The sequence below is a fragment of the Gemmatimonadota bacterium genome, from assembly GCA_016704275.1.
Taxonomy (GTDB): domain Bacteria; phylum Gemmatimonadota; class Gemmatimonadetes; order Gemmatimonadales; family GWC2-71-9; genus Palsa-1233.
Genome location: JADJAK010000002.1, coordinates 192,694 through 213,945 on the forward strand (window position 1 = coordinate 192,694; position 21,252 = coordinate 213,945).

Genomic DNA, 21,252 nt, shown 5'->3' on the forward strand with positions numbered 1-21,252 from the left:
GAGCGCGGGGCGTGACACGCATGAATGTGGCGGCCGATCAGCACGATCGGATCACGACGGGGTCGCGGCCGCGTCGCGCTCCAATCCCGATCAGGTACATCGGCACGAAGCCGTGACGCAATCGTCGCCGATTCGTGCGCGAGGCCGTGGAGACTGTGGGCATGACTCGCCCCCCTCGCCTCCTGGTCTGTGCCGACACCTACCCCCCGCAGGTCAACGGGGTCTCCGTGGTCACCGCGCTCTCCGTCGAGGGGCTGCACCGACGCGGGTGGGAGGTCGCGGTGATCTCGCCGCGCTATCCGGCAGACGCGTCCGACGTCTTTCGCGATGTGGCGCACGAGGGCTCGCGCTCGCTGAGCGTCCGCGTGCGCAGCGTGCCGATGCCGGGCTACCCCGAGATTCGCGTCGCCGCCCCGTGTCGCACCGCGGTGCGTTCCCTCATTCAGCGCTTCCGTCCCGACGTGGTCCACTCCGCCACCGAGTTCATGATCGGCTGGACCGGACAGCGCGAGGCCGCCCGGCATGGACTCCCGGCCGTCTCCTCGTACCACACGGACTTCTCGCGCTACACCGAGGCGTACGGCGTCCCTCGCCTGCGACCCGCCGTGCAGCGCTATCTGGCGCGTTTCCATCGCCGCAGCGCGCGCGTCTACACCCCGGGCATGGTCGCCCGGGACGAGCTGGCGGCCTTGGGTGTGTCGCGAGTCGAGGTCTGGGGGCGGGGCGTCGACCTCGTGCAATTCAACGAAGCGCAGCGCAATCCCGCGACGGTCCGGCTTCCCGGAGTCGACCCCGAGGCGTTCGTCTTCCTGCATGTGGGACGGCTCGCTGCGGAGAAGGGCGTCGACAGGATCCTCGACGCGTACCGCCTCGCGAGCAGCAGCCTCGCGGGCCGCCGCCCAGTGCATCTGATCGTCGCGGGCGACGGGCCGGTACTCCCCGCCCTTCGTGGCGCTGCTCCCGCCGGGGTGACGTTCCTCGGCAATCTCGATCGACTGAAGGCCCTGCCGGCCCTCTATGCCAGCGCCGATGCCTTTCTCTTCGCCTCGCACACCGAGACGCTCGGCCTGGTGATCCTCGAGGCGATGGCGAGCGGGCTCCCGGTGATCGCCGCACCGGCGGGCGGGGTCGCCGACCACCTGCGCCATGAGGAGAATGGGCTGGCCTACCCGCCCGGCGACGTGACCGCGATGGCCGAAGCGATCGAACGGCTGGCGACGAACCCGGCACTGCGGACTCGGTTGGCGCAGGGTGCCCGTCGCACTGCCGAGGCCCTTTCCTGGGAGTCCGAGCTGGACCGCCTGGCCGCGAGTTACGGCGAAGTGATCCGAGGGGACTGAACGCACAACGGCGTCTCCGAGGAGACGCCGTTGCGGGTGTTGCGAGGTTTTTGTGCATCGACAGCAGAGCCACTGGTCAGATTTGAACTGACGACCGCTCGATTACGAATCGAGTGCTCTACCCCTGAGCTACAGTGGCAGGCTCATTCGATGCCCTGGCGCGGATTCGAACCGCGACGCCTTGCGGCACTACCCCCTCAAGATAGCGTGTCTACCAGTTTCACCACCAGGGCGCAGCGGGGAGAACATAGTGGCCGCTGCGCCGGGGGTCAACGCCCGCGGCCGCCCGTCTGGAAGGTCACCTGGACGCCGATGTTCATGACCCGCTCGGTGAGCGTCGGCTCATTCCGCCGGGTGAAGCTGCCCTGATAGAAGTCGACCATCGGCCCGAGGCCCACGGCGCGCGAGAGGGCGATGTCGTAGCCCGCGCCCACGTTCCACGCGAATCCGGTCTCATAGCTGCTGGAGCCGTTGTTGTAATCGATGCCGCTCCGGGCCATGCCGCCACCGCCCTTCACGTACAGGCCCGCGTCACGCATCGGGTAGATCTGGGCGCTGATCAGGAAGGCCGCGAAGCTCTCGGTGCCCTCGGGGACCTCGCTGCCCCACGCGAAGATCTCGCCACCGATCCGGGTGGTGGGGTTTGGCGTGCCACCGAACCGGAGGGAGATGGTCGGCTTGGTCAGGCCGTCGGTGTAGTTGAGGCCGTCGCTGTACTTGTAGGACTCGCGACCGGCGCCGAGACCGGCACCGAAGTAGAAGCCGCCACGGGCGGCCTCGGGGGCGAGTTCCACGATGCCACGGTCGCGGTCGCGACGCTGGGCGGCCAAGGGCGAAGTGGTGCTGGCCGCGAGGGCGAGCAGGGCGAGAATCAGCATGGGACGACGCATCGTCGGCTCTCCAGAGCATGTCGTGTCGGTGATACAATGCCGCCTGTGGCGGCCGGGACGTTCCAGTCAGGAGCAGGGCCTGTGCCACTGCGATATCTTCCATCGCCACAACAGCTTGGCGATTTTCGGGGCGAGTCCGCTCCGGTCGGACTGTCCTCTCGGAGGGTCACTGGTGTCCCCAACTCGACGCACCCTGCTCGCCATCACGGTCCTGCTCGCGGCCGGCGGCGCGGTACGGCTCGCCTTCTGGCAACTCTCCCGGCTCCGTGAGCGCCAGGCGACCAACGCCCTCTTCCTGGCCGGCCGCGCCTTGCCGCCGCTCGACCTCGGACAGGCCCTCCGTGACGGGACGCCCCTGGAAGGACGGATGGCGCTGGCCCACGGCCGCTTCGACCCCGCTGGCAATCTGTTGCTGCGTGGCCGGGTGAACAACAAGGCGCCGGGGCTCGAAGTGATGACGCCGTTCGTGCTGGATAGCGGCGCCGGACAGCTCTGGGTGCTGCGCGGCTTCGTGAGATCGCCCGACGCCACCACGCCCCCCGCGGAGGTCCCACTCCCGACGGCCGGCAGCGTCACCATCACCGGCGTGCTGCTCGCCATCCCGGAGACGACCGACAGCGGGCAGCCACTCACTCGCTCAGGTCAGCTCACCTATCGCCGACTCGATCGCGGTGTGGCCACGACGACGCTGGCCGGCGCGCCCGCTGCCTACCTGCTCCTGGAGAGCGACTCCACCGGCCCCGGCGGGCTGGTCGGCGTGAAGCCCCCCACACTCGACGAGGGGCCGCACTTCAGCTACGTGGTGCAGTGGATCTGCATCGCAATCGCCATCCTCGCCTTCGGCGTCATCGCGCTGCGGCGGAGCGGTCCCGGACACGTTCCGCCTCTCGCAGCACCCTGAGCACGTTCTCGCCGGCCAGCTTCTTGAGGTCGGCATCCGTCCAACCGCGACGGATGAGTTCGGCGAAGAGCTGCGGGAAGCCGCTGACGTCCTCCATCCCGACGGGAAGCTCGCTGGTCCCGTCGTAGTCGCTCCCCAATCCGACGTGCGCGATGCCGGCGATCTTCCGGGCGTGCTCAATGTGATTCGCGAGCTCGGCCACGGTCGCCTGCGGCTTGGGATGCCGCCGCAGGAATCCCTCCACGGCCACGCGGCGCGTCTCGCGATCGGCAATGCTGCCGGTCGAGTCGCGCTGCATCTGCTCCCAGGCACGGATCGTCGGCGAGATGAACGAGCCAACGAAGGTGATCATCACCACGCCACCATTCTTCGGCAACCGTGCGAGGATCGAATCCGGCACGTTGCGCGGATGATCGAGGATCGCGCGGGCGGAGGAGTGGGAGAAGATCACCGGCGCCGTCGCCACGTCGAGCACGTTCGACATCGTGCTCGGTGCCACGTGGCTCAGGTCGACGATCATCCCGATCCGGTTCATCTCCCGCACGACGTCCCGCCCGAAGTCGGTGAGGCCGCCGTGCGTCGGCAACCCGGTGGCGGCATCGGCCCAGTCGAGCGTGACGTTGTGGGTCAGCGTCATGTAGCGCACGCCGAGGGCGTAGTACATCCGCAGTGCGCCGAGCGAGTTCTCAATTGCGTGGCCACCCTCCATGCCGAGCAGCGACGCGACCCGCCCCGACTTGCGGATCTTGACCACGTCATCGGCCGAGAGCGCGAGGCCAAGCGCGTCGGGGTAGCGGGCAATGACTTGCCGCGCGATGTCGATCTCCTCGAGCTGCACGCGCGCATAGCCGGAGTCCTTGATCTCGCCGGGCACATAGACCGACCAGAACTGCGCCCCGACGCCGCCGGCCCGCAGGCGCGGCAGATCGGTGTGTCCGGGTGCTCGACCGCGGATGTCGTACTTGCTGACATCCATCTTGCTCTGGGGATTGACGCGGATCTCCCACGGGAGATCGTTGTGGCCATCGAAGATGGGGCGATCGGCCAGCAGCGCTCTGGCGTGTCGTAGCGCAGCGTCCTCGGCCGGCGCCTGCGCGGCGAGTGGGAGCGCAAAGAGTGAGAGCGACAACAGGGGAAGGCGACGCAGCATGGCTTATCTCCGGTGACGTGGGCCCAGCGCGGCGGGCAGCGGAATTCCTTCGATGGCTTCAGTCGGGCGCACGCCGAGCGCCGCGGCGAGCGTGGGTGCGATGTCGATCGTGCGCACCGTCTCGGACGGACGCGCGGCGGTCACGCCCGGGATGCGGAAGAGGATCGGCACGCGCAAGTCGTCGAGATTGGTCGTGCCGTGCGACGTCGACGTCTTGCCGCTGCCCCATACCCACCCCGGCTGCACGGCCACGATGACAAGCCACCCGGTCTCCGGCATCACCAGCCGACGCCAGCGCATCGCTTCGGCGTCGCGACGAGGCGCGGCGGCCAGCGTGCGCGGGGTGTAGACGGCGCGGACCCCGGGCAGCCCACGAATCGTGGTCGCCAACGCCCGGCTCAGCGAATCGACGTTGACGCCGCGCGCGCGGAGGTCGTCCACGTTGGCCATGACCAGGCCGGATTCATTGCTCGCGCCCAGCTTGATGCCGTAGCGCTGCAACACCGTGCGGGTCATCGCCGTCAGCGGTGCCGTGATCGTGGCCCGGCCCCCTGCCCCTGCTTCCGGGAATTCCACCACGCCGTGGTCGGCGGTCAGGGAGATCACGACCTGATCGAGCGGCACGGTCCGGGACAGCGAATCGAGGAACTGTCCCAGCCAGCGATCGAGGTTCAAGACGTGGTCATGGACCTCGCGCGAGCCTGGGCCGTAGCGATGACCGACCGCATCGAGCGTCGAGAGCGAGATCGACAGGAAATCGGTGCCGTTGCGTCGGCCAAGGCCGAGTGCCTGCGTTCCCGCCATCGCCACATCGAGAATCAACGAATCCATGACCGAGCTGTTCTCGAGTTCCCCCGAGGCCATCGTCCAGTCGGCAGGAATCGGATGGGGGAAGGTCGTGTTCTTCCCGCCGAATTCGAACGGCCGATCGTCAGCCTCGGCATACGTCGACGCGGGGCGGCCGAGCTCCCACGAGGTGCCGGCGAGCGCCTTGACCGGGTCGCGCGCATTCCACGCCTTGAGCCAGGTCGGCAAGGTGTCGGCATAGAACCGGGATGTGGTGAATTTCCCCTGACTGAACCAGTAGACCGGCGCCACCATCCGGCCCACGGGGAGAATCGCCCCGCGATCCTTCCGTGACACCGAGAGCACTCGCGTCGCGGAGTCCTTGACCTTCATCCAGTCCGCGAGCGTGGTGCCGCGGAATCGCCATGGCGACGCGCCGGTGGCGGTCGAGCCGAGGAGGGGCGATCCCGGGTCGGGGACTCCGACGTCGTTGCCGATGATGCCGGTGCTCGCCGGAGAACGCCCCGACATCATCGTCGCATGCCCGGGTGCCGTCTCGGTCACGCCGTGGTCCTGCAACCCGTTCGCATAGAAGACGCCGTCGCGGAGCAGCAGGGCGAATCCACCATTGAAATTGCGACTAAAACGGTCGAGATAATCGGAGCGAAGCTGATCCACCGCGAGGGCGATCACCAGCCGAATCGGCTTGCGGGGCGCGGTCTGGGCGCTGAGAGAGGCTGGGAGCACGAGGAGGGCAGCCAGGCCGGGACGGGCAAAACGCATCGAGCGGTTCTCGCGGGTTGGGGTGGACCGGAGAGAAGCGTATCTTCGTAACGTCCCCGTCACCGCAGGACCCCGAGGAAACAGCGGCCATGGAACGTAACACCAGACAGCGCGGTGCGATCCGTCGGGCCTTCCAGCGCGCCGACCGGCCTCTCAGCACCGCCGAGGTGCTGGAGCTGGCTCGTGCCGAGGTCGGACGGCTCGGTATCGCGACGATTTATCGCAACATCCGCGCGATGCTCGACGAAGGGTGGCTCGTGACGGTGGAGCTCCCCGGCGAAGTGCCCCGGTACGAGCTGCACGGCAAGGCGCACCACCACCATTTCCATTGCCGCCGATGCGACCGCGTCTTCGAAGTCCCCGGATGCGTCGGGACTTTGCACGCCATCGTCCCGGAAGGCTTCACGCTCGAGTCGCACGAGATCGTGCTGTACGGCAAGTGTCCCGAGTGCACGCCGGCGCATTGAGTTGATGTCCGGCGCGCTCCCCCTGCTCTTCCCTGTTGTCCGGGGACTGATCGCCGCCACCCTGCTTCTCCTCATCGGCATTCCCGTCGCCGCCGCACTCGTGCGCCGACACGGCCCGCGCCCCGCGCTACCCGCGCGCGAGACGATGGATGGCTGGTTCGAGCGACTCCCCGGCCTGCTGGCGTGGTTCCTCCTCATCTGCTCGCTGCTGCGCGGCGCGCTGCAACTGCTCTCCTTCGCCGACCCCGGCGTGCCGATCGACAGCGATCTGGTGCGCGCCGTGTTGCTCGAAGGGAGCTGGGGCACGGCGTGGATGGTCCAGAGCGGCGTCGCGTTCCTCCTCCTCGCGATGGCGTGGCTGTGGCGTCGCGAGCCGCGCCGGCTCACCCTCATGATGGTGGTCCTGCTCGTGATCGCCGCGGCGGCCGAGGGGAGCCTCGGTCACGGCGCCGACGACGTGTGGCCAGGGGTGCTCGGGCGCGTGGTGCATGCGGTGCACCTGATCGGCAGCGGACTGTGGCTCGGGACCCTGGCGATTCTCGCGTTGGTGGTCTTTCCCTCGCTCCGCAGCGAGGAGTCGCTGCCCCAGCTCGCCGCGATCGTCCGGGGTTTCTCGTACCCGGCGCGGATCGGCGCGCTCCTGGTCGTGGGCTCCGGCACGACCGCCACGTGGCGCTACAGCGGGGGCGACCTCCTCGGCCTCCCCGGCGCCGTGTGGGGGCAACTCCTCTTGCTGAAGTTGCTGGCCGTCATCGGCATCCTGCTGCTCGGCTGGTGGAATTGGCGGCGAATCACGCCGAGCCTCACGGCGGGTACCCCGGCGGCCGCCACATCGTTGCGGCGGGCGGTCGCCGCCGAGCTGCTGCTCGGGGCCGTCGCCCTGGCATTGACGGCGTGGTTGATCGGCTCACCCTTACCGATTCCTGTCGGATAGGATTCGGCGGTCGCTATATTTCCGGAATGCCGACGTACCTGTACCAGACTCGCCCGACCGACCCCGCAAGCACCCCGCGATCTTTCGAGGTGAAGCAGTCGATCAGCGAACCACCGCTCACGCACGACCCGGTGAGCGGCGAGCCGGTCGAGCGGGTGATCACCGGCGGCCGCGGGCCCCTGACGCCCATCACCGGCGGCACCGAGCCGACCGTGACGGGCGGGTGCGGTCCGTCGTGCGGCTGTCACTGACCTTGCGTTCCACTCTTCCTCAAGGACCACATTCATGTTGCTGACCACCTTCGCCACGCTGGCGACGCTGCTCTCCCCCGCTGACACCGTCATCCTTCGTGGCGTGGCGCTCCCCACCACCGCGGCGGTGCCGATGGCCAAGGTGCTCGCCACGCCCACGACCTACACGAAGGCGCCGGTCCTCGTGGAGGGCGTCATCGTGAAGAGCTGCACCGTCGAGGGGTGCTGGATGCAGCTCGCGCCCAGCGCGGAGGAAACGGGGGTGCGCGTCACCTTCAAGGATGAGAGCTTTCTGATTCCGTTGAATGCCGCGGGGATGACGGCCAAGGCGTATGGCGTGGTCGTGACCACCAAGCACTCGAAGGCCGATGCCGATCACCTGATCAGCGAGGGCGCCAAGCTGATTCAGAACGCCGACGGCACTGCCATCGAAGTCGGCTTCGTCGCGACGGGCGTGGAACTGCGGCGCAAGTAGCCACCACTCGCCCATGGTGCACGACCGAGGCCGGCATCCCCCAGGATGCCGGCCTCAATCGCATCTCCCCGTCGGACGCTATGGCGTGGTGCCGACCCGCAACCCGAGCCGCACCGTCCGCTGCAACGCGATCTGCCAACCCGCGGGCCGCGCATCGAGGAGGTTGTCGACACCGGCTTCCAGCGTCAGCCGGTGTCGGTGCGCCAAGTGCGCCGAGGCGTCCCACGTCATCAGCGCACCCTGATCGGCGAGGCGTGTCCCCGCCGCGTCGATCACCGGGGCCGCGGCCGCCCACCGACCGGTGAGATCGAGGCGGAGGGCGTGGAACTGCCGATCGGCATGGAGCCGCACGGTGTGGGGAGCGCGCTGACTCAGCGGCAGCCCGGTGGTGCGATCAGTGGCCTGCAGCCGTTCGTAGCTGGCCGAGAGGTGCAGTGGTGCCGCGTGATAGGAGACCGCGAGCTCGAGCCCCTGCGTCCGCGCGCGCGCACGATTCTGCGGTGTGTACCGCAGCAGCCCCGCCTCCGTGCTGCCGACCAGCACGAGGTCGATCATCTCACGCAGGTTGTTGCGATAGAGATCGGCATCGACGCGGAGTGCCCGCGACGGCGCCCAGGTGGCCCCGGTGAAGACCTGCCAACTCGATTCCGGCACCAACGCGTCGTTGCCCTCGACGGTGTAGCCGGCCGCGGCATTGAGGAAGCGCCATCCCAGCTCCTTGAAGCTCGGCCCACGAAAGCCCCGCGCAGCGCCGATCCGCAGCCGGAGCGTCCCACTCGGCTCCAACGCCACGCCGACACTCGGGGTGAGCGCGTTGCCCCAACGCGAGTTGTGGGTGTAGCGCGCGGCCATGGTGACGAGCAGGGGGCCCGCGGTGATGGCGTCCTGCGCGTACCCCTCGAGCATCGCATCGCTCAGCCGCTCACCCAGCAATCGATCCGCGGCGACGACGCGACGACGACTCGCGTCGATGCCGAGATCGACCTGATGCCGCCCACCGACGCGACGACTGTGGCTGAGCTGCAGCCGGCGCGTTTGCTCTTCCTGGGTGGGCGCTCCCGTGTCGGCGTACGGCACGTCGCCGAGCGCCTGGCGGAAACGATGGCGGAACTCCTGATTGCTGAGGCGGAGCCGCCAACTGCCGCCGAGTGCATCGAGGGAGGCCTCGCTCCATGCCGTGACGCCGGTGTTGTCGTTGAAGGCAAAGAAGCCACCGCCAACACCCCAACGCTGCCGTTCGCGGAAGGCCGAGGCGTCGAAGCGGAGCGCCACGGGCCCGACAGTGGTGCGCACTGACGCTTGTCCATCCACGAGTCGCTGCCGCGTGCCCTGCTGCTCCACCTGCCCGGGAATCCGGTCCTGCTGCCGACCGCCGACGGTGGCTCGCCAGGCCACGCGGCCACCCTGCTGCACGGTGAGCGTGGCATCGCGACGGCCCAGCGAGCCGCCGTGGGTGGCGGCGTCAGCATGCAGCGCGCCCTCCGGCACCTGCGACACGATGTTGATCACGCCGCCGAGCGCCTGCGATCCGTGAATGACGGAGAGCGGTCCCTTCACGACCTCGATGTGGTCGACGCCGACCGTCGAGAGGCGCGAGAGGTCGCGGTCTTCGAGCATCTGTCCGGGCGCCGGCTCGCCATCGCGGAGCACCAGGACCCGGCCATCACCGATGCCCCGGATGGCAATCCCGCTGCCGGTCGGGGGCGATGTGGTGGCCTGCAACCCCGGCTGCGTGCGCAGGACCTCGACGACGGAAAGCGCCCCGGTGGCCAGCAACTCTTCGCGCTCGACGCGCTGCACTGGCATGACGATGCCGGCCGCCGCTTGGGTACGCAGCCCGGCGATCGCGACGAGGTCGGCGAGGGTGGTGGCCGCCGACTGCAACCTCACCAGCAGCGGGGCAGTGCGCACACCGACGACCACACGCACTGGGAGATAGCCGATGGCGCGGATGGCCACGGTGTCCTGCGGACCGTGCCGCGGCAGTCGGAACGCCCCACTGCCGGTGGTGATCGCCACGGGCCCACCTGGCAGGAACCTGAGTTCCGCCCCGACGATCGGCGCGCCACTCTGCGCATCGGCGACGAGTCCCGCGAGGTCCTGGGCCCACGAGCGGCATGGCAGCGCGATCGCGGCGCCACCCACCAACATGAGGACCCGCACCGCGCGGCGCATTACTGGACTCGAGCGTAGCGCAGCGTGACGCGGCCGCTTTCGCCCGTCGTCGGATCGTAGAACGACAGGAACTGCAGCTTGTAGGTCGACGACCCCGAGCGCACGAGGTAGATGTTGAACGTCGGCGTCAGCCGATTCTGGTTCACCGGATCGATGCCGTAGAGGAAGGGCGGCTTGACGTCGGCGGTGAAGCCGTTCGGAATCGGCGACGACAGCGCCGAGACGAAGCGACCGTAGTTGGGGGCATCCGACGCACTCGTCATCGTGGTGAACGACTCCGTGCTCTCGAGGGGATAGGTCCCCGTCGGGCACGACGCGTCCGGGTTGACGGCCAGCGTGATCGCCGACGTGATGGCGAAGTCCCAGGTGCAGCCGCTGGTCGTCACCGTCGAGCCCGTGGTCAGCAGCACCTTGCCCGGCGCACCGGATGCCCCTGCGGGTACCGTCACGCTCTGCACGGCACCGAGCACGCCGGCGGCGGGCTGCAATCGATACTCCAGGCGGAGGCTGGCGAGCGAGAAGCCGTTCAGCGTGAGTTCGGCGACCCGCACGACCGCGTAGCCGCCGTCGGCACGCCGGACCTTCCACGCGGCCGAAGGCGCCGCGACGATCGTGGTGGCGTTCACGGCACGGAACCAGGCGGTGAGCGTCTCGGCGAGGTCGGTGGAGGTGAACCCCGACGCGGCCGGAATCGACGCGGCGGTGATGCCGTCGAACGAGGCGAGCTGGCTGGCTGGTGTGTAACCGAGGAGGGTGGAGGCCGCCAGCGTGCTGTTGTCGAGCACGCGGACACCGGTGACGCCCTTCGTCCCCGCAACGCCGCCGTTCAGGCGCACCTCGTACCGGCGGATGGCAATGTCCCACGCCGTGCTGCTGCGCGGATCGACCACGGTGACCTCGCTGCCGGTCGCCAGGTTGAAGTAGCGGAAGTCGGTGGTGGAGGTGGCGTTGATGCTGACCTGGCCCGTCGGGCCGGGGCCGGTGGTATCGGGCAACGTCGCTTCGCCGTTGCAGCCCATCATGGCCAGCAGGCCAAGGGCGACAACGGTGCGCGTCATCGGAGCAGATGTCATGGGAGACCGGACCGCGTGAAGTGCTGGGTGGTTCGTGCGTGTCGCCGAGTGCGGCACCACGGCTGCAACGTAGGACGCGCCACGCCTGCGCATAATCCGGACGAATGCCGACCGGAGATCTACGGACTGAGTGCGGGAGTGCCACGGACTCCCGAACGGGTGCGCTATCTTTCCGGCGTCACCTCCCCTCTGACGACCTGGTACCGGAATGACCCTTCCCCCGTTGCTCGAGGCGCTGCAGGCGTGCCACCGTGCGCACCGCGCCCGGCTGGCCGCCCTGTTGGCCCCGCACGGACTCCATCCGGGGCAAGACACGCTGCTCGCGGTGGTCTGGGCCGAGCCAGGACTGCGTCAGGTGACACTCGCTGAGCGCCTCGGGGTGGAACCGGCCACGGTCTCCCGCGTCGTGGAGCGATTGGAGCGAGGCGGCCTGCTGGAGCGACGCCGTGACCCGCACGACGGACGACTCTGGCGCATTCATCCGACGCCCCGATCGCGGTTGCTCGAAGCGATGGTGCGCCGCAACTGGCGCGAGCTCGAGGACGCCATCGTGGCCTCGCTGGGCCCGACCGATGCGGAACAGCTGGGTCGCCTGCTGACGGCGACCGCCACCGCCCTCACGACACCGATCGAGCCCGCATGAGACGGATCGCCCTGCTGGTGGTGCTCCTCGCGGCACCGCTCGCCGCTCAGCAACCGCCGTATCGCGATGCTGCGCTGCCGACGGCCACGCGCGCCCGCGACTTGCTCGGACGGATGACACTGGAGGAGAAGTTCGGCCAGCTCTACATGCTGCCTGGCGACCTCGCCCCCGACAGCAGTCGCTTTCGCCATGGCCTCTTCGGCTTGCAGATCGCGGCGCGCGGTGATCGCGGTGATGCCGCCGCCCAGCTGCTGACGCGCAATGCCACCGGCTCGGCGCGCGACGTCGCCACGCGGCTCAACGCCACCCAGCGCTGGTTCCGCGAGCAGACCCGACTCGGCATCCCGATCATCCCCTTCGAGGAGGGACTGCACGGGCTGGTGCAGCAGGGCGCGACCGTCTTCCCGCAGGCGATCGGACTCGCCGCGACATGGGACACGGTGCTCGTCGGACGGGTCGCCCAGGCAATTGCTGCCGAAGCGCGGAGTCGCGGCGTGCGCCAGATTCTCTCGCCGGTCCTGAACGTCGTCACCGACGTGCGGTGGGGCCGAGTCGAGGAGACGTACGGCGAGGATCCGTGGCTGACGTCACGACTCGGTGTTGCCTTCATCAAGCCGTTCGAGGCTGCCGGGGTCATCACCACGCCGAAGCACTTTGCCGCCAACGTCGGCGATGGCGGGCGGGACAGCTACCCGATCCACTACGATCAGCGCTTCCTCGACGACGTGATCTACCCGCCGTTCCGCGCGGCATTCGCCGCCGGTGCCCGGAGTGCGATGGCTTCGTACAACTCCATCAGCGGCGCCCCGTCGACGGCCAATGCCGCGCTCCTCACCGAGACACTCCGTCGACAGTGGGGCTTCGGCGGCTTCGTGATCGCCGATGCCGGCGGCACCGGCGGCGCCAACGTCCTGCACTTCACCGCGCGCGACTATCCGGACGCGACCCGCCGCGCGATCACCGCCGGGCTCGACGTGATCTTCCAGACCTCGTGGGATCACGTCCCGCTCTTCTATCCCGCCTTCGCCAACGGCTCGATCCCGACCGCCGCAATCGACAGCGCCGTGATCCGCGTCCTTCGCGCCAAGTTCGCCCTCGGACTCTTCGACTCGCCGTACGTCGATGTCGCCGAAGCCGAGCGGGTCGCGGCGTCGCCGGCGCATCGTGCGCTGGCCACCGAGGCGGCACGCGCCTCGATCACGTTGCTGCGGAACGTGCGCGGGACGCTGCCGCTCGACAGGAGCACGTTGCGCACCCTCGCCGTGATCGGCCCCGATGCGACCGAAGCGCGGTTCGGCGGCTACAGCGGGAGTGGGACGTCGCGCATCTCGATCCTCGACGGCATTCGTGCGGCCGGTGGCGCGCGCGTCCGAGTCGATCATCTGGCCGGCCCCGGCCGTGCCATCGCCACGCACGTCACCGTCCCCGCGACGGCCCTGCCCGGTGGCCTGCAGGGCGAGTACTTCGACAACCCGGAGCTTCACCGGCGCACCACGCCTGGTCCGCCGCGACGCACAGATCGCCTTCGGTTGGACGCTCTTCGCGCCCGACACCTCGCTCGCCTGGGACTGGTATGGCGTGCGGTGGAGCGGCGCCCTGGTCGCTCCGGGGACCGGCACCGTCCAGCTCGGCATCGAAGGCAACGACGGCTACCGGCTCTGGCTCGACGATCGCCTGCTGATCGACAAGTCGCAGCCCGCCTCGTACGCCACGACCACGACTCGCGTCCGGATGGCGCGCGGGCAGCGCTTCCGGCTGCGGATTGAATACGCCGAGCGCGCCGGCAACGGTCGCATCCGTCTGGTGTGGAATGCGGGCGTGCATGACGACTCCGCCGAGCGGATTGCGGAGGCCGTGGCGCTCGCCAGGCGCAGTGATGCGGTCGTCGTGGTCGCGGGCATCGAGGAGGGCGAGTTCCGCGACCGCGCCTCATTGGCACTGCCCGGCGCACAGGAGGCGCTCATCCGCGCCGTCGCCGCGACCGGACGACCGGTGACGGTGGTCGTGGTGGGTGGCAGCGCCGTGACGATGCGGCCATGGATCGATCGGGTCGGGGCCGTCGTGAACGCGTGGTACCCCGGCGAGACCGGTGGCACTGCGGTGGGCGAGGTGCTCTTCGGCGACGTCAACCCCGCCGGCCGCCTGCCCTTCACGGTGCCGCAGAGTGAGGGCCAGCTGCCGCTTCCCTACCTGCATCTCCCCACCGGCCGCGGTGACGACTACGCCGATCTCTCCGGCCAGCCGCTCTTTCCGTTCGGGCACGGCCTGAGCTACACCACGTTCGAGTACAGCGCGCTGCAGATCGTGCCGCTCGGCGCGGCGCGGTTCGACGTCCGCGCGACGATTCGCAACAGCGGTGGTCGCGCCGGCGACGAGGTGGTGCAGCTCTACCTGCGCGACGAACTCGCGTCGGTGGCGCAACCGGTGATCGCCCTGAAGGGATTCCAGCGCATCCACTTGGCGGCCGGAGAGTCACGCGCCGTGCGCTTTCGTCTCGACTCGACGCAGCTGGCCCTCACCGATACCCTGGGGCGGCGGATCGTGGAGCCGGGGAGCTTTCGTGTGATGGTGGGGGCGTCGTCCAAGGACCTGCGACTGCGAGGGGTCTTCCGGGTCGAGTAGTCGGCTACTCGCCCAGCTTGCCGATCGCTTCGTTCCATCCGCCAATCACCGGCCCGCCGAGGGGCGGCCGAGCGCTGTTGGCGTCCCAGCCGAAGAGCAGCTTGCAGGCCTCGCCGCAGACGGCACCCTGGCAACTGCCCATGCCGACCCGCGTCCACAGCTTGGCTTGCCGAGCAGACCACGTGGGATCCACCGCCCCGACCGGGACGTCCTCGCAACGGCAGAGGATCGTGTCGGGCGCCGCGAGATGGCGCAATTCCTCGCGCGGCGCCACGGCCCGCGCCAGCGCCGCGGCGAACCGCCGACCGGCATCGCGCTGCTGCACGAGCTTCGTCTCGCGCGCGCCGCGCTCGTCGCCCGCGGCCGCCCGACCGGCGATCTCGCCTTCGGCGCGCGCCGCAGCATCACCCGCCACGCCGGTACACTCGCCGACCGCCTGCACCCATGGCACCGAGGTGTGCTGCGTCTCGTCCACGCGAATGGCGTCGCCATCGAGGGCACAGCCGAGCAGCCGCGCGAGTTCGGTGTTGGGGGCCAGACCGCACGCGGTCGCCAGCCAATCGCAGGGGAGACGCCGCTCCCTGCCACCGACGGAAAGCACCACCTCGCGGACCCGATCGTCGCCCTCTGCGCGCAGCACCCAGCTCCCCGTCCGGAAGGCCGCACCGAGGGTCGCCCACCGATACTGCGCGGCGAGGAGGAGCTTCTCGGGATCGTTCATGACCGCGCCCACGAAGCGGAGGAGCTGGCCGCGGGAGGCCTGCTCCGCGATGAGACCGAGCCGCGCGCCGGCCTTGATCGCGGTGGCGGCGACCGGCCAGAGCAGTGGACCACTCCCGGCCACGACGACGCGGGTCCCCGTCAACGACAGGCCGCTCTTGATCAATGCCTGCAATCCACCGACACCGGTGACGCCAGGGAGTGTCCAGCCCGGGAAGGGAACGAAGCGCTCGACCGCACCGGTGGCCAGGATCAGCTGCTCGGCGCGCTGCACATCCACCCGGCCGCGGAAGTCGACGACGAGTTCGTTCGCGGACGGAGCGTCGATCACCCTCGCCTCGCTCGCCACGGTGACCCGAGCGGCCCGAACACGATCGAGCAATTGCAGCGCGGCGACCGGCAGCTCCGCCGCCCGCCGATGGCGCCAGATCTGGCCGCCGAGCGCGCGTCCCTGATCGATCAGCAAGACCTGCTTGCCGCCTTCCGCTGCCGCGGCCGCCGCCGCGAGTCCGGCGGGGCCACCACCGACCACGACCACGTCCATCGCCCGGCGGCGGGTCACGAGGCCGTCTCGACGCGCATGCCGTCGCGCACGCCGACCAGGCAACTGCGCACTTCCGTCGTCCCATCGATCCGCACCCGACACTCGTGACAACTCCCCATCCCGCAGATGGGGGCACGCGGCGCGCCGTGCTGATCGCGACGAAACGCGGTGATCCCGAGGCCAAGCAATGCCGCGGCGACCGTGGCGGAGGCGCTGACCCGGCGCGGCACGCCGTTGACGAGGATGGTGACGTCGTCGGTCATGCCGCCGCCTCGAGCGCGGGCATCGATCGGTCGGGACGAAACGGCGCGGGATCGACCGGCGGCGTGGTCCCGAGCAATCCCGCCACGATCAGGTCGGCGGTGCCCGGTGCCATGGTGATGCCGAGGCCTTCGTGCCCTGCCGCGATCCAGACGCCGGGGATCGCGGGCCACGGACCGATCAGCGGCAGCTTGTCCGCGGTGGCCGGGCGGAAGCCGACCCAGGTGCGCAGGGCGCGCAGCTGCGCCAGGCCGGGGAGATAGTCGGTGGCACGGGCGAGCATCGCGTGGACCAGCGGCCGGTTGATGGTCGGGTCGGTGCCCACGAGTTCACGTGAGGAGCCGATGAGCAGTTGGCCGTTTCGACGCGGCTGCACATTGAACGCGACCGAGGCGCCCCCGAAGGAATGGGCGGAGTGCAGATAGCCGAGTTCGACGAGTTGGTGATGGACCGTGCCGGGGCGTCGATCGGTGATCACCAGATGACCACGGCGTGGCACGATTGGAAGCCCGGGCACCAGCGCGGGACTCTCGACGCCGGCGGCCACCACGATGGCGCCGGCATGCAGCACCTCACCAGTGGCGAGCGTCACGCGGCCGGTGGCGATGGCCTGCACCCGCGAGGGCGCGAGCACGACGGCACCGAGCGCCACAGCCAGGCGGAGCAATTCGCGCGCGATGGTGGGTGGATAGCAGACCGCGTCGTCGCGAACGAGCAGGGCGCCGGCTAACCCATGCCGAAGCGCTGGCTCCTCGCGCTGCAACTGGGCGGCGGTCAGCAGCTCCGCATGCACCCCTGCCCCGCCATAGCCGGCGATCCGGTCTGCAGCACCCTGGAGCTCGGCGTCGTCGGCCGCGATCCACAGGGTCCCACAGCGATCCTGCTCGGCATCGGGCGGCAGCGTTTCGGCGAGGGTGTGCCATCGCCGCCGCGAATGCGCCGTGAGGGCGAGTTGCGCGGGGGAGTCGTCCATCACCACGAGGTGCCCCATCGCCGCCCCGGTGCTGCCACTCCCCGCGAAGGCCCCTTCGACAAGTGTGACGCGTGCCCCGGCTTCCGCCAACGCCAATGCCGTGGCGGTGCCGACGAGACCGGCGCCGATCACGATCACATCAGGCGCCGGCGCCGTGCTCACGCGAGGCCGAGGCGGAACGGGTCGGCCGGGTCGAAGCGGAGCGTGCTGCTCGCCGTGACGAAGGCGTTGCCGCGGATGAAGGGAATCAAGGCGTCGCCCTCGCGTTCGACCCATCCGACGAAGCGGGAGCCGACGATGCTCTCCTGCCGCCACGGCATGCCGGGCTCGAGCATCCCGTGCGCCACCAGCGCCGCCATCTTCGCGGAAGTCCCGGTTCCGCACGGCGATCGATCGTACGCGGCCCCAGGACAGAGGACGAAGTTGCGCGAGTCGGCGTCGGCACGTTGCGGTGGGCCGAAGAGCTCGACGTGATCGATCAGCGCGCCATCGGCACCGGTGATGCCGGCCGCAATGAGCGCGTCACGAATGGCGGTCGTCGCCTGCAACAGCGCGGCGCGGTTCGCCAACTCGAGCGTCGGTGCGGCAATGGAGGTCAGGAAGAACCAGTTGCCGCCCCACGCCACGTCGCCAGTGACGCGCCCGAGGCCAGGAACCTCCACCGACACGTCAGAGCGGTGGCAGTACGACGGCACGTTGCGGATGGTCACCTCGCCGTCCTCGGCCAGCACGGCACTGACCGGGCCCACTGGCGTGTCGAGATGGACGGTGCCTGGGGTGATGCGCCCCAGGAACTGCAGCGTGCGCACGACGCCGATGAGGCCGTGGCCGCACATCCCGAGATAGTCGACGTCATTGAAGAAGACGACGCCCGCGACGGCGTCGGGCCGCACGGGCGGCGTCAACAGCGCGCCAACCACCGCCTCGTGCCCACGCGGCTCGAGGACCACCGCGCGGCGCAAATGATCCTGCGTGGCGCGCATCGCGTCGCGACGCGCCGCCATCGTCTCGCCCGCGGGCTGCGGCCAGCCACTCACCACGACGCGCGTCGGCTCTCCCTCGGTGTGGGAGTCCACCACCTCGATGGTGAGCGGCAGCGTCACGACGCGGCCACCGGCCGGCTGCCGAGCGCCTGCCCGATCACGGCCATCGCCATCTCGCGCTCGGCCCCCTCGACCACACGACGCGGCGCGCGCACCCGCTCGTCGCCGAGGCCGACTTCCTGCTGGACCAACTTGATCAGCTGCACGAACTTCGGCACGGTGTCCATCCGGAGCAGCGGGAGGAACCAATCATACAGCTTCCGCGCCTCCGCCACCCGCCCGGCCGCCGCGTGCTCGAAGAGGAGCACCGATTCGTCGGGGAGGGCGTTGACCAGGCCGGCGACCCAGCCGCGGGCCCCCGCGGCGACGCCTTCGAGCAGGGCATCATCGAGACCGACGAACAGCGCGAGCCGATCGCCGAGCAGCGCCCGGAGCGCCGTGATGCGCCGCACGTCGCCACTGGAGTCCTTGATGGCATGCAGGTTGGCGTGCTCGCAGAGCTGGCGGACATGCTCGGGGATGAAGTCGGTGCCGTAGGCAATCGGGTTGTTGTAGAGCATGCAGGAGAGCGGCGTGGCGGTGATGATCGCCGAGACATGGGCGCGCATCTCGGGCCAATCACCCTGATAGACGTACGGCGGCAACACCATCAGCCCGTTGCACCCGGCTCCTGCCGCGGCGCGCGCCAACGACACCGCTTCGTCGGTGCTCAGCGACGAGATGCCCGCCACGACGGGGACGCGATCGCCGACGGAGGCGACCAGGGTGCGCAACACCTCGACCTTCTCGTCGAAGGTCAGCGTTGCTCCCTCGCCGAGCGAGCCGAGCGCCACGATCCCGCGGCAGCCGGAGGCGATCAGGCGGCGCGCGTGGCCGCTGAGGAAGCCGTGGTCGACCTTGCCGTCCGGTCCGAACGGGGTGGTGATCGCGGGGAAGACTCCGTGCCACTGCTGGGCGGTCATCGACGACATGGTGGTTCCTCTCAGGCGTGAATCTGAATGGTGCGGATTTCGGTGTAGAAGTCGCGTGCGGCGCGGCCCTGCTCCCTGCTCCCCGACGACGACCCCTTCAGTCCCCCGAAGGGAGCGTGCGGGTCGACGCCGGTGGTATCGCCGTTGACGCGAACGAGGCCGACTTCGATCCGGCGGAGATACTGCATCGCGCTGCCGAGGTCGCGCGTGAAGAGCGACGCCGACAGGCCGTAGGGCGTCTCGTTGGCCATCACGAGGGCGTGCTCGAGGTCATCGGCGACGAGCAGGCCGAGGACGGGGCCGAAGAGTTCCCGCTGCGCCAGCGGATGCGCGGTCCCCTCAAAGCGCACAATGCGGGGCGCAAACCAATGGCCGTGTGCGTACGCCGCGTCGTCCGGCAGCGTGCCACCGGCCAGCACCTCGGCCGGGTCTGCCGCGAGCGCGGCGAGCACGCGATCGCGGGCCGCGGCGGTGATCATCGGGCCGACCGCGCATGCCACGTCCGTTGCGGGGCCGAGCGGAAGCGCCGCCATCGCTGCGCGCAGCTTCTCGAGGAACGGCTCGACCACCCGGCGATCGACGATGACGCGTGAGGTGGCGGTGCACTTCTGGCCCGCGTACCGCATCGCGCCGGCCGCCGTGAGCGAAGCTGCGCGGTCGAGATCGCCGTCGGCGGCGACGATCACCACATTCTTGCCGCCCATCTCGGTTTGCGTCCGCACGTTGCGTTCGGCGCCGATCGCGGCGACGCGCGCACCGACAGCCGCCGACCCCGTGAACGAGATGCCGCGGACGCCATCCTGCCGCAGCAGCGCCTCGCCGGTGGTGCCGTCGCCCGGCAGCACATTGAAGACACCGGCCGGCAACCCCGCCGCCAGCGCCGTCTCGGCGAGCGCGTGCGCGACGCCGCTGGCATGCTCCGACGGCTTGAGGAGCACGGGATTGCCGAAGGCGATCGCCGGGGCCGCCTTCCAGAGCGGGATGGCCAGCGGGAAGTTCCATGGGGTGATCAACGCCACCGGACCGAGCGGATCGCGCACGGTGAACTGCAGCGCATCCGCGGCCTGCGACGGGATGACCTCGCCGCTCTCGCGGACCGCCTCGCCGGCGTAGTAGCGGCAGATCACCACGGCGCGCCCCACCTCACCGCGTGCCTCACCGATCGGCTTGCCAACTTCGCGCGTGATGGCCTGCGCCAGCGTCTCGGCGCGAGCCGCAATCGCCTCGCCCCAGGCGTAGAGCCGATCCGCACGCGCCGGGCCCGTGGTGGCGCGCCAGCCGGGTGCGGCCGCGGACGCCGCCGCAACGGCATCGGCGACTTCCGCAGTGGAGGTCGGCACGAAGCGGCTCGCCACGTCGCGCGTGTCGGAGGGATTCAGCTGGTCGCGGACGGTGGTGCCGGCTTGTGCGTGGAAGTGGCCGGCGACGAATCGCGGGATGAGCTCAGACATCAGGAGGACTCCGCATGGCGGTGACGGGCGAGCGCATCGGTGAGCGCGGCGCCGGCGCCGAGAATGTGATCGCGCACGAGGCGAACGGTGCGCACCGTGTCGCGCGCGCGAGCGGCGGCGAGGATCGCACGGTGTTCGCGCACGGCGCGCGCGGTGCCACGGGTGAGCACCAACTGCAACCGGAGGTAGCGATCACACTGCGCGTGCAGGCGATGGATGACCTCGATCGTCCGGGGGCGGCCGGCCGGCGCGTAGAGCGCCAGGTGGAAGGCGCGATTGGCCTCGCCCCAGGCCGCGGTGTTGGCACTCGCGACGGCATGCTCGAAGGCGACGGCGTGGTGTCGCAGCAAGGCATCGTCGGCCGCGGTGAGGTGCGGCACGGCGCGCCGCGTCAGGTCGGCCTCCAGCAAGGCGCGCAACTCGAAGAGTTCGGCCACCTCGCCGGCGGGGAGCGAGGCGACGACGGCGCCGCGATGGGCCGAGAGGGTCACCAACCCCTCGGCCTCCAACCGGAGCAGCCCTTCCCGCAGCGGAATCCGGCTCACGCCGAGCTCGGCGGCGAGGGCGGCCTGCCGCAGCGGCGTCCCGGCCGGATACACCCCGTCGAGGATCCGCTCGCGGAGGGCGTCGGCGGTGGCGTCGGTCAGGGTGCGGCGGGGGATGGACATGATTGTATACAATATCCCGGGGATCGGTGTGAGGCAAGATCCGGGTTCGAGGATCGAGAAGCGAGAAGCGAGAAGCGTGGTCCGGCGGAATAATCTCTCCGCCGGGCCACGCTTCTCGCTTCTCGCTTCGC

The 21,252-nt window shown here is 69.9% G+C and carries 19 protein-coding genes, 2 tRNA genes and 1 pseudogene; 8 read left to right on the plus strand and 14 right to left on the minus strand.

Features of this window, described 5'->3' with window-relative positions; genetic code table 11:
- Positions 1-161 precede the first annotated feature (161 nt).
- Complete coding sequence (locus IPG05_04595) at positions 162-1,340, plus strand: glycosyltransferase family 1 protein (protein ID MBK6494370.1); 1,179 nt, start codon at positions 162-164, stop codon at positions 1,338-1,340.
- A 67-nt stretch (positions 1,341-1,407) separates the two neighbouring features.
- Here IPG05_04595 and IPG05_04600 read toward each other — a convergent pair.
- From IPG05_04600 to IPG05_04610, 3 genes are all read right to left on the minus strand, one after another.
- A tRNA-Thr gene (locus tag IPG05_04600) sits at positions 1,408-1,479 on the minus strand.
- A gap of 12 nt (positions 1,480-1,491) precedes the next feature.
- Positions 1,492-1,573, minus strand: a tRNA-Leu gene (locus IPG05_04605).
- A 36-nt stretch (positions 1,574-1,609) separates the two neighbouring features.
- Positions 1,610-2,230 (minus strand): hypothetical protein, encoded by a 621-nt coding sequence (locus IPG05_04610; GenBank protein MBK6494371.1) that lies wholly within the window; start codon positions 2,228-2,230, stop codon positions 1,610-1,612.
- Between the two features lie 172 nt (positions 2,231-2,402).
- Between IPG05_04610 and IPG05_04615 the strand changes: the two genes are divergently transcribed.
- Complete coding sequence (locus IPG05_04615) at positions 2,403-3,131, plus strand: SURF1 family protein (GenBank protein ID MBK6494372.1); 729 nt, start codon at positions 2,403-2,405, stop codon at positions 3,129-3,131.
- Here IPG05_04615 and IPG05_04620 read toward each other — a convergent pair.
- Positions 3,076-4,281 carry a dipeptidase gene (locus IPG05_04620; GenBank protein MBK6494373.1) on the minus strand — a complete coding sequence of 402 codons (1,206 nt, stop codon included), beginning with the start codon at positions 4,279-4,281 and terminating at the stop codon, positions 3,076-3,078. The genes IPG05_04615 and IPG05_04620 overlap by 56 nt on opposite strands.
- Positions 4,282-4,284: 3 nt before the next feature.
- The gene (locus tag IPG05_04625) at positions 4,285-5,850 is read right to left on the minus strand and encodes an alkaline phosphatase family protein (GenBank protein ID MBK6494374.1); all 1,566 of its coding nucleotides are present in this window, start codon (positions 5,848-5,850) and stop codon (positions 4,285-4,287) included.
- Positions 5,851-5,939: 89 nt separating this feature from the next.
- Here IPG05_04625 and IPG05_04630 point away from each other — a divergent pair, with 89 nt between their 5' ends.
- From IPG05_04630 to IPG05_04645, 4 genes are read left to right on the plus strand one after another with little or no spacing between them, the layout of a single operon-like run.
- Positions 5,940-6,317, plus strand: a complete 378-nt coding sequence (locus tag IPG05_04630; GenBank protein MBK6494375.1) for a transcriptional repressor — start codon at positions 5,940-5,942, stop codon at positions 6,315-6,317.
- A 4-nt stretch (positions 6,318-6,321) separates the two neighbouring features.
- Positions 6,322-7,251: a CopD family protein gene (locus IPG05_04635; GenBank protein ID MBK6494376.1), complete on the plus strand. Its 930-nt coding sequence runs from the start codon at positions 6,322-6,324 to the stop codon at positions 7,249-7,251.
- 26 nt (positions 7,252-7,277) lie between these two features.
- Positions 7,278-7,502, plus strand: coding sequence for a zinc ribbon domain-containing protein (locus tag IPG05_04640; protein MBK6494377.1), 225 nt, complete (start codon positions 7,278-7,280; stop codon positions 7,500-7,502).
- A 34-nt stretch (positions 7,503-7,536) separates the two neighbouring features.
- Positions 7,537-7,977 (plus strand): DUF4920 domain-containing protein, encoded by a 441-nt coding sequence (locus IPG05_04645; GenBank protein ID MBK6494378.1) that lies wholly within the window; start codon positions 7,537-7,539, stop codon positions 7,975-7,977.
- 78 nt (positions 7,978-8,055) lie between these two features.
- On the opposite strand, the gene IPG05_04650 is transcribed toward IPG05_04645, so the two are convergent.
- Positions 8,056-10,152, minus strand: a complete 2,097-nt coding sequence (locus IPG05_04650; protein ID MBK6494379.1) for a TonB-dependent receptor — start codon at positions 10,150-10,152, stop codon at positions 8,056-8,058.
- A complete protein-coding gene (locus IPG05_04655; protein ID MBK6494380.1) occupies positions 10,152-11,210 on the minus strand; it encodes an HmuY family protein in 1,059 nt (352 codons plus the stop codon). Before IPG05_04655 ends, IPG05_04650 begins: the two co-directional genes overlap by 1 nt.
- A gap of 223 nt (positions 11,211-11,433) precedes the next feature.
- On the opposite strand from IPG05_04655, the gene IPG05_04660 reads away from it, so the two are divergent.
- A complete protein-coding gene (locus IPG05_04660) occupies positions 11,434-11,868 on the plus strand; it encodes a MarR family transcriptional regulator (protein MBK6494381.1) in 435 nt (144 codons plus the stop codon).
- Positions 11,865-14,490: pseudogene (locus IPG05_04665) on the plus strand (glycoside hydrolase family 3 C-terminal domain-containing protein). The gene IPG05_04660 and the pseudogene IPG05_04665 overlap by 4 nt, the downstream one beginning before the upstream one ends.
- A gap of 4 nt (positions 14,491-14,494) precedes the next feature.
- Here the strand turns inward: IPG05_04665 and IPG05_04670 are convergent.
- The 7 genes from IPG05_04670 to IPG05_04700 are packed head-to-tail and all read right to left on the minus strand — an operon-like array spanning position 14,495 to position 21,121.
- Positions 14,495-15,754: an NAD(P)/FAD-dependent oxidoreductase gene (locus tag IPG05_04670; protein ID MBK6494382.1), complete on the minus strand. Its 1,260-nt coding sequence runs from the start codon at positions 15,752-15,754 to the stop codon at positions 14,495-14,497.
- A gap of 14 nt (positions 15,755-15,768) precedes the next feature.
- Positions 15,769-16,017, minus strand: coding sequence for a (2Fe-2S)-binding protein (locus IPG05_04675; protein ID MBK6494383.1), 249 nt, complete (start codon positions 16,015-16,017; stop codon positions 15,769-15,771).
- Positions 16,014-17,264: an FAD-binding oxidoreductase gene (locus tag IPG05_04680; protein MBK6494384.1), complete on the minus strand. Its 1,251-nt coding sequence runs from the start codon at positions 17,262-17,264 to the stop codon at positions 16,014-16,016. Before IPG05_04680 ends, IPG05_04675 begins: the two co-directional genes overlap by 4 nt.
- Entirely contained in the window at positions 17,147-18,091 is a 945-nt protein-coding gene (locus IPG05_04685) for a proline racemase family protein (protein MBK6494385.1), read from the minus strand. Before IPG05_04685 ends, IPG05_04680 begins: the two co-directional genes overlap by 118 nt.
- Positions 18,088-19,002: a dihydrodipicolinate synthase family protein gene (locus IPG05_04690; protein ID MBK6494386.1), complete on the minus strand. Its 915-nt coding sequence runs from the start codon at positions 19,000-19,002 to the stop codon at positions 18,088-18,090. The genes IPG05_04685 and IPG05_04690 overlap by 4 nt, the downstream gene beginning before the upstream one ends.
- A gap of 11 nt (positions 19,003-19,013) precedes the next feature.
- A complete protein-coding gene (locus IPG05_04695) occupies positions 19,014-20,453 on the minus strand; it encodes an aldehyde dehydrogenase family protein (GenBank protein MBK6494387.1) in 1,440 nt (479 codons plus the stop codon).
- A complete protein-coding gene (locus tag IPG05_04700; GenBank protein MBK6494388.1) occupies positions 20,453-21,121 on the minus strand; it encodes a GntR family transcriptional regulator in 669 nt (222 codons plus the stop codon). Before IPG05_04700 ends, IPG05_04695 begins: the two co-directional genes overlap by 1 nt.
- Positions 21,122-21,252: the final 131 nt, after the last annotated feature.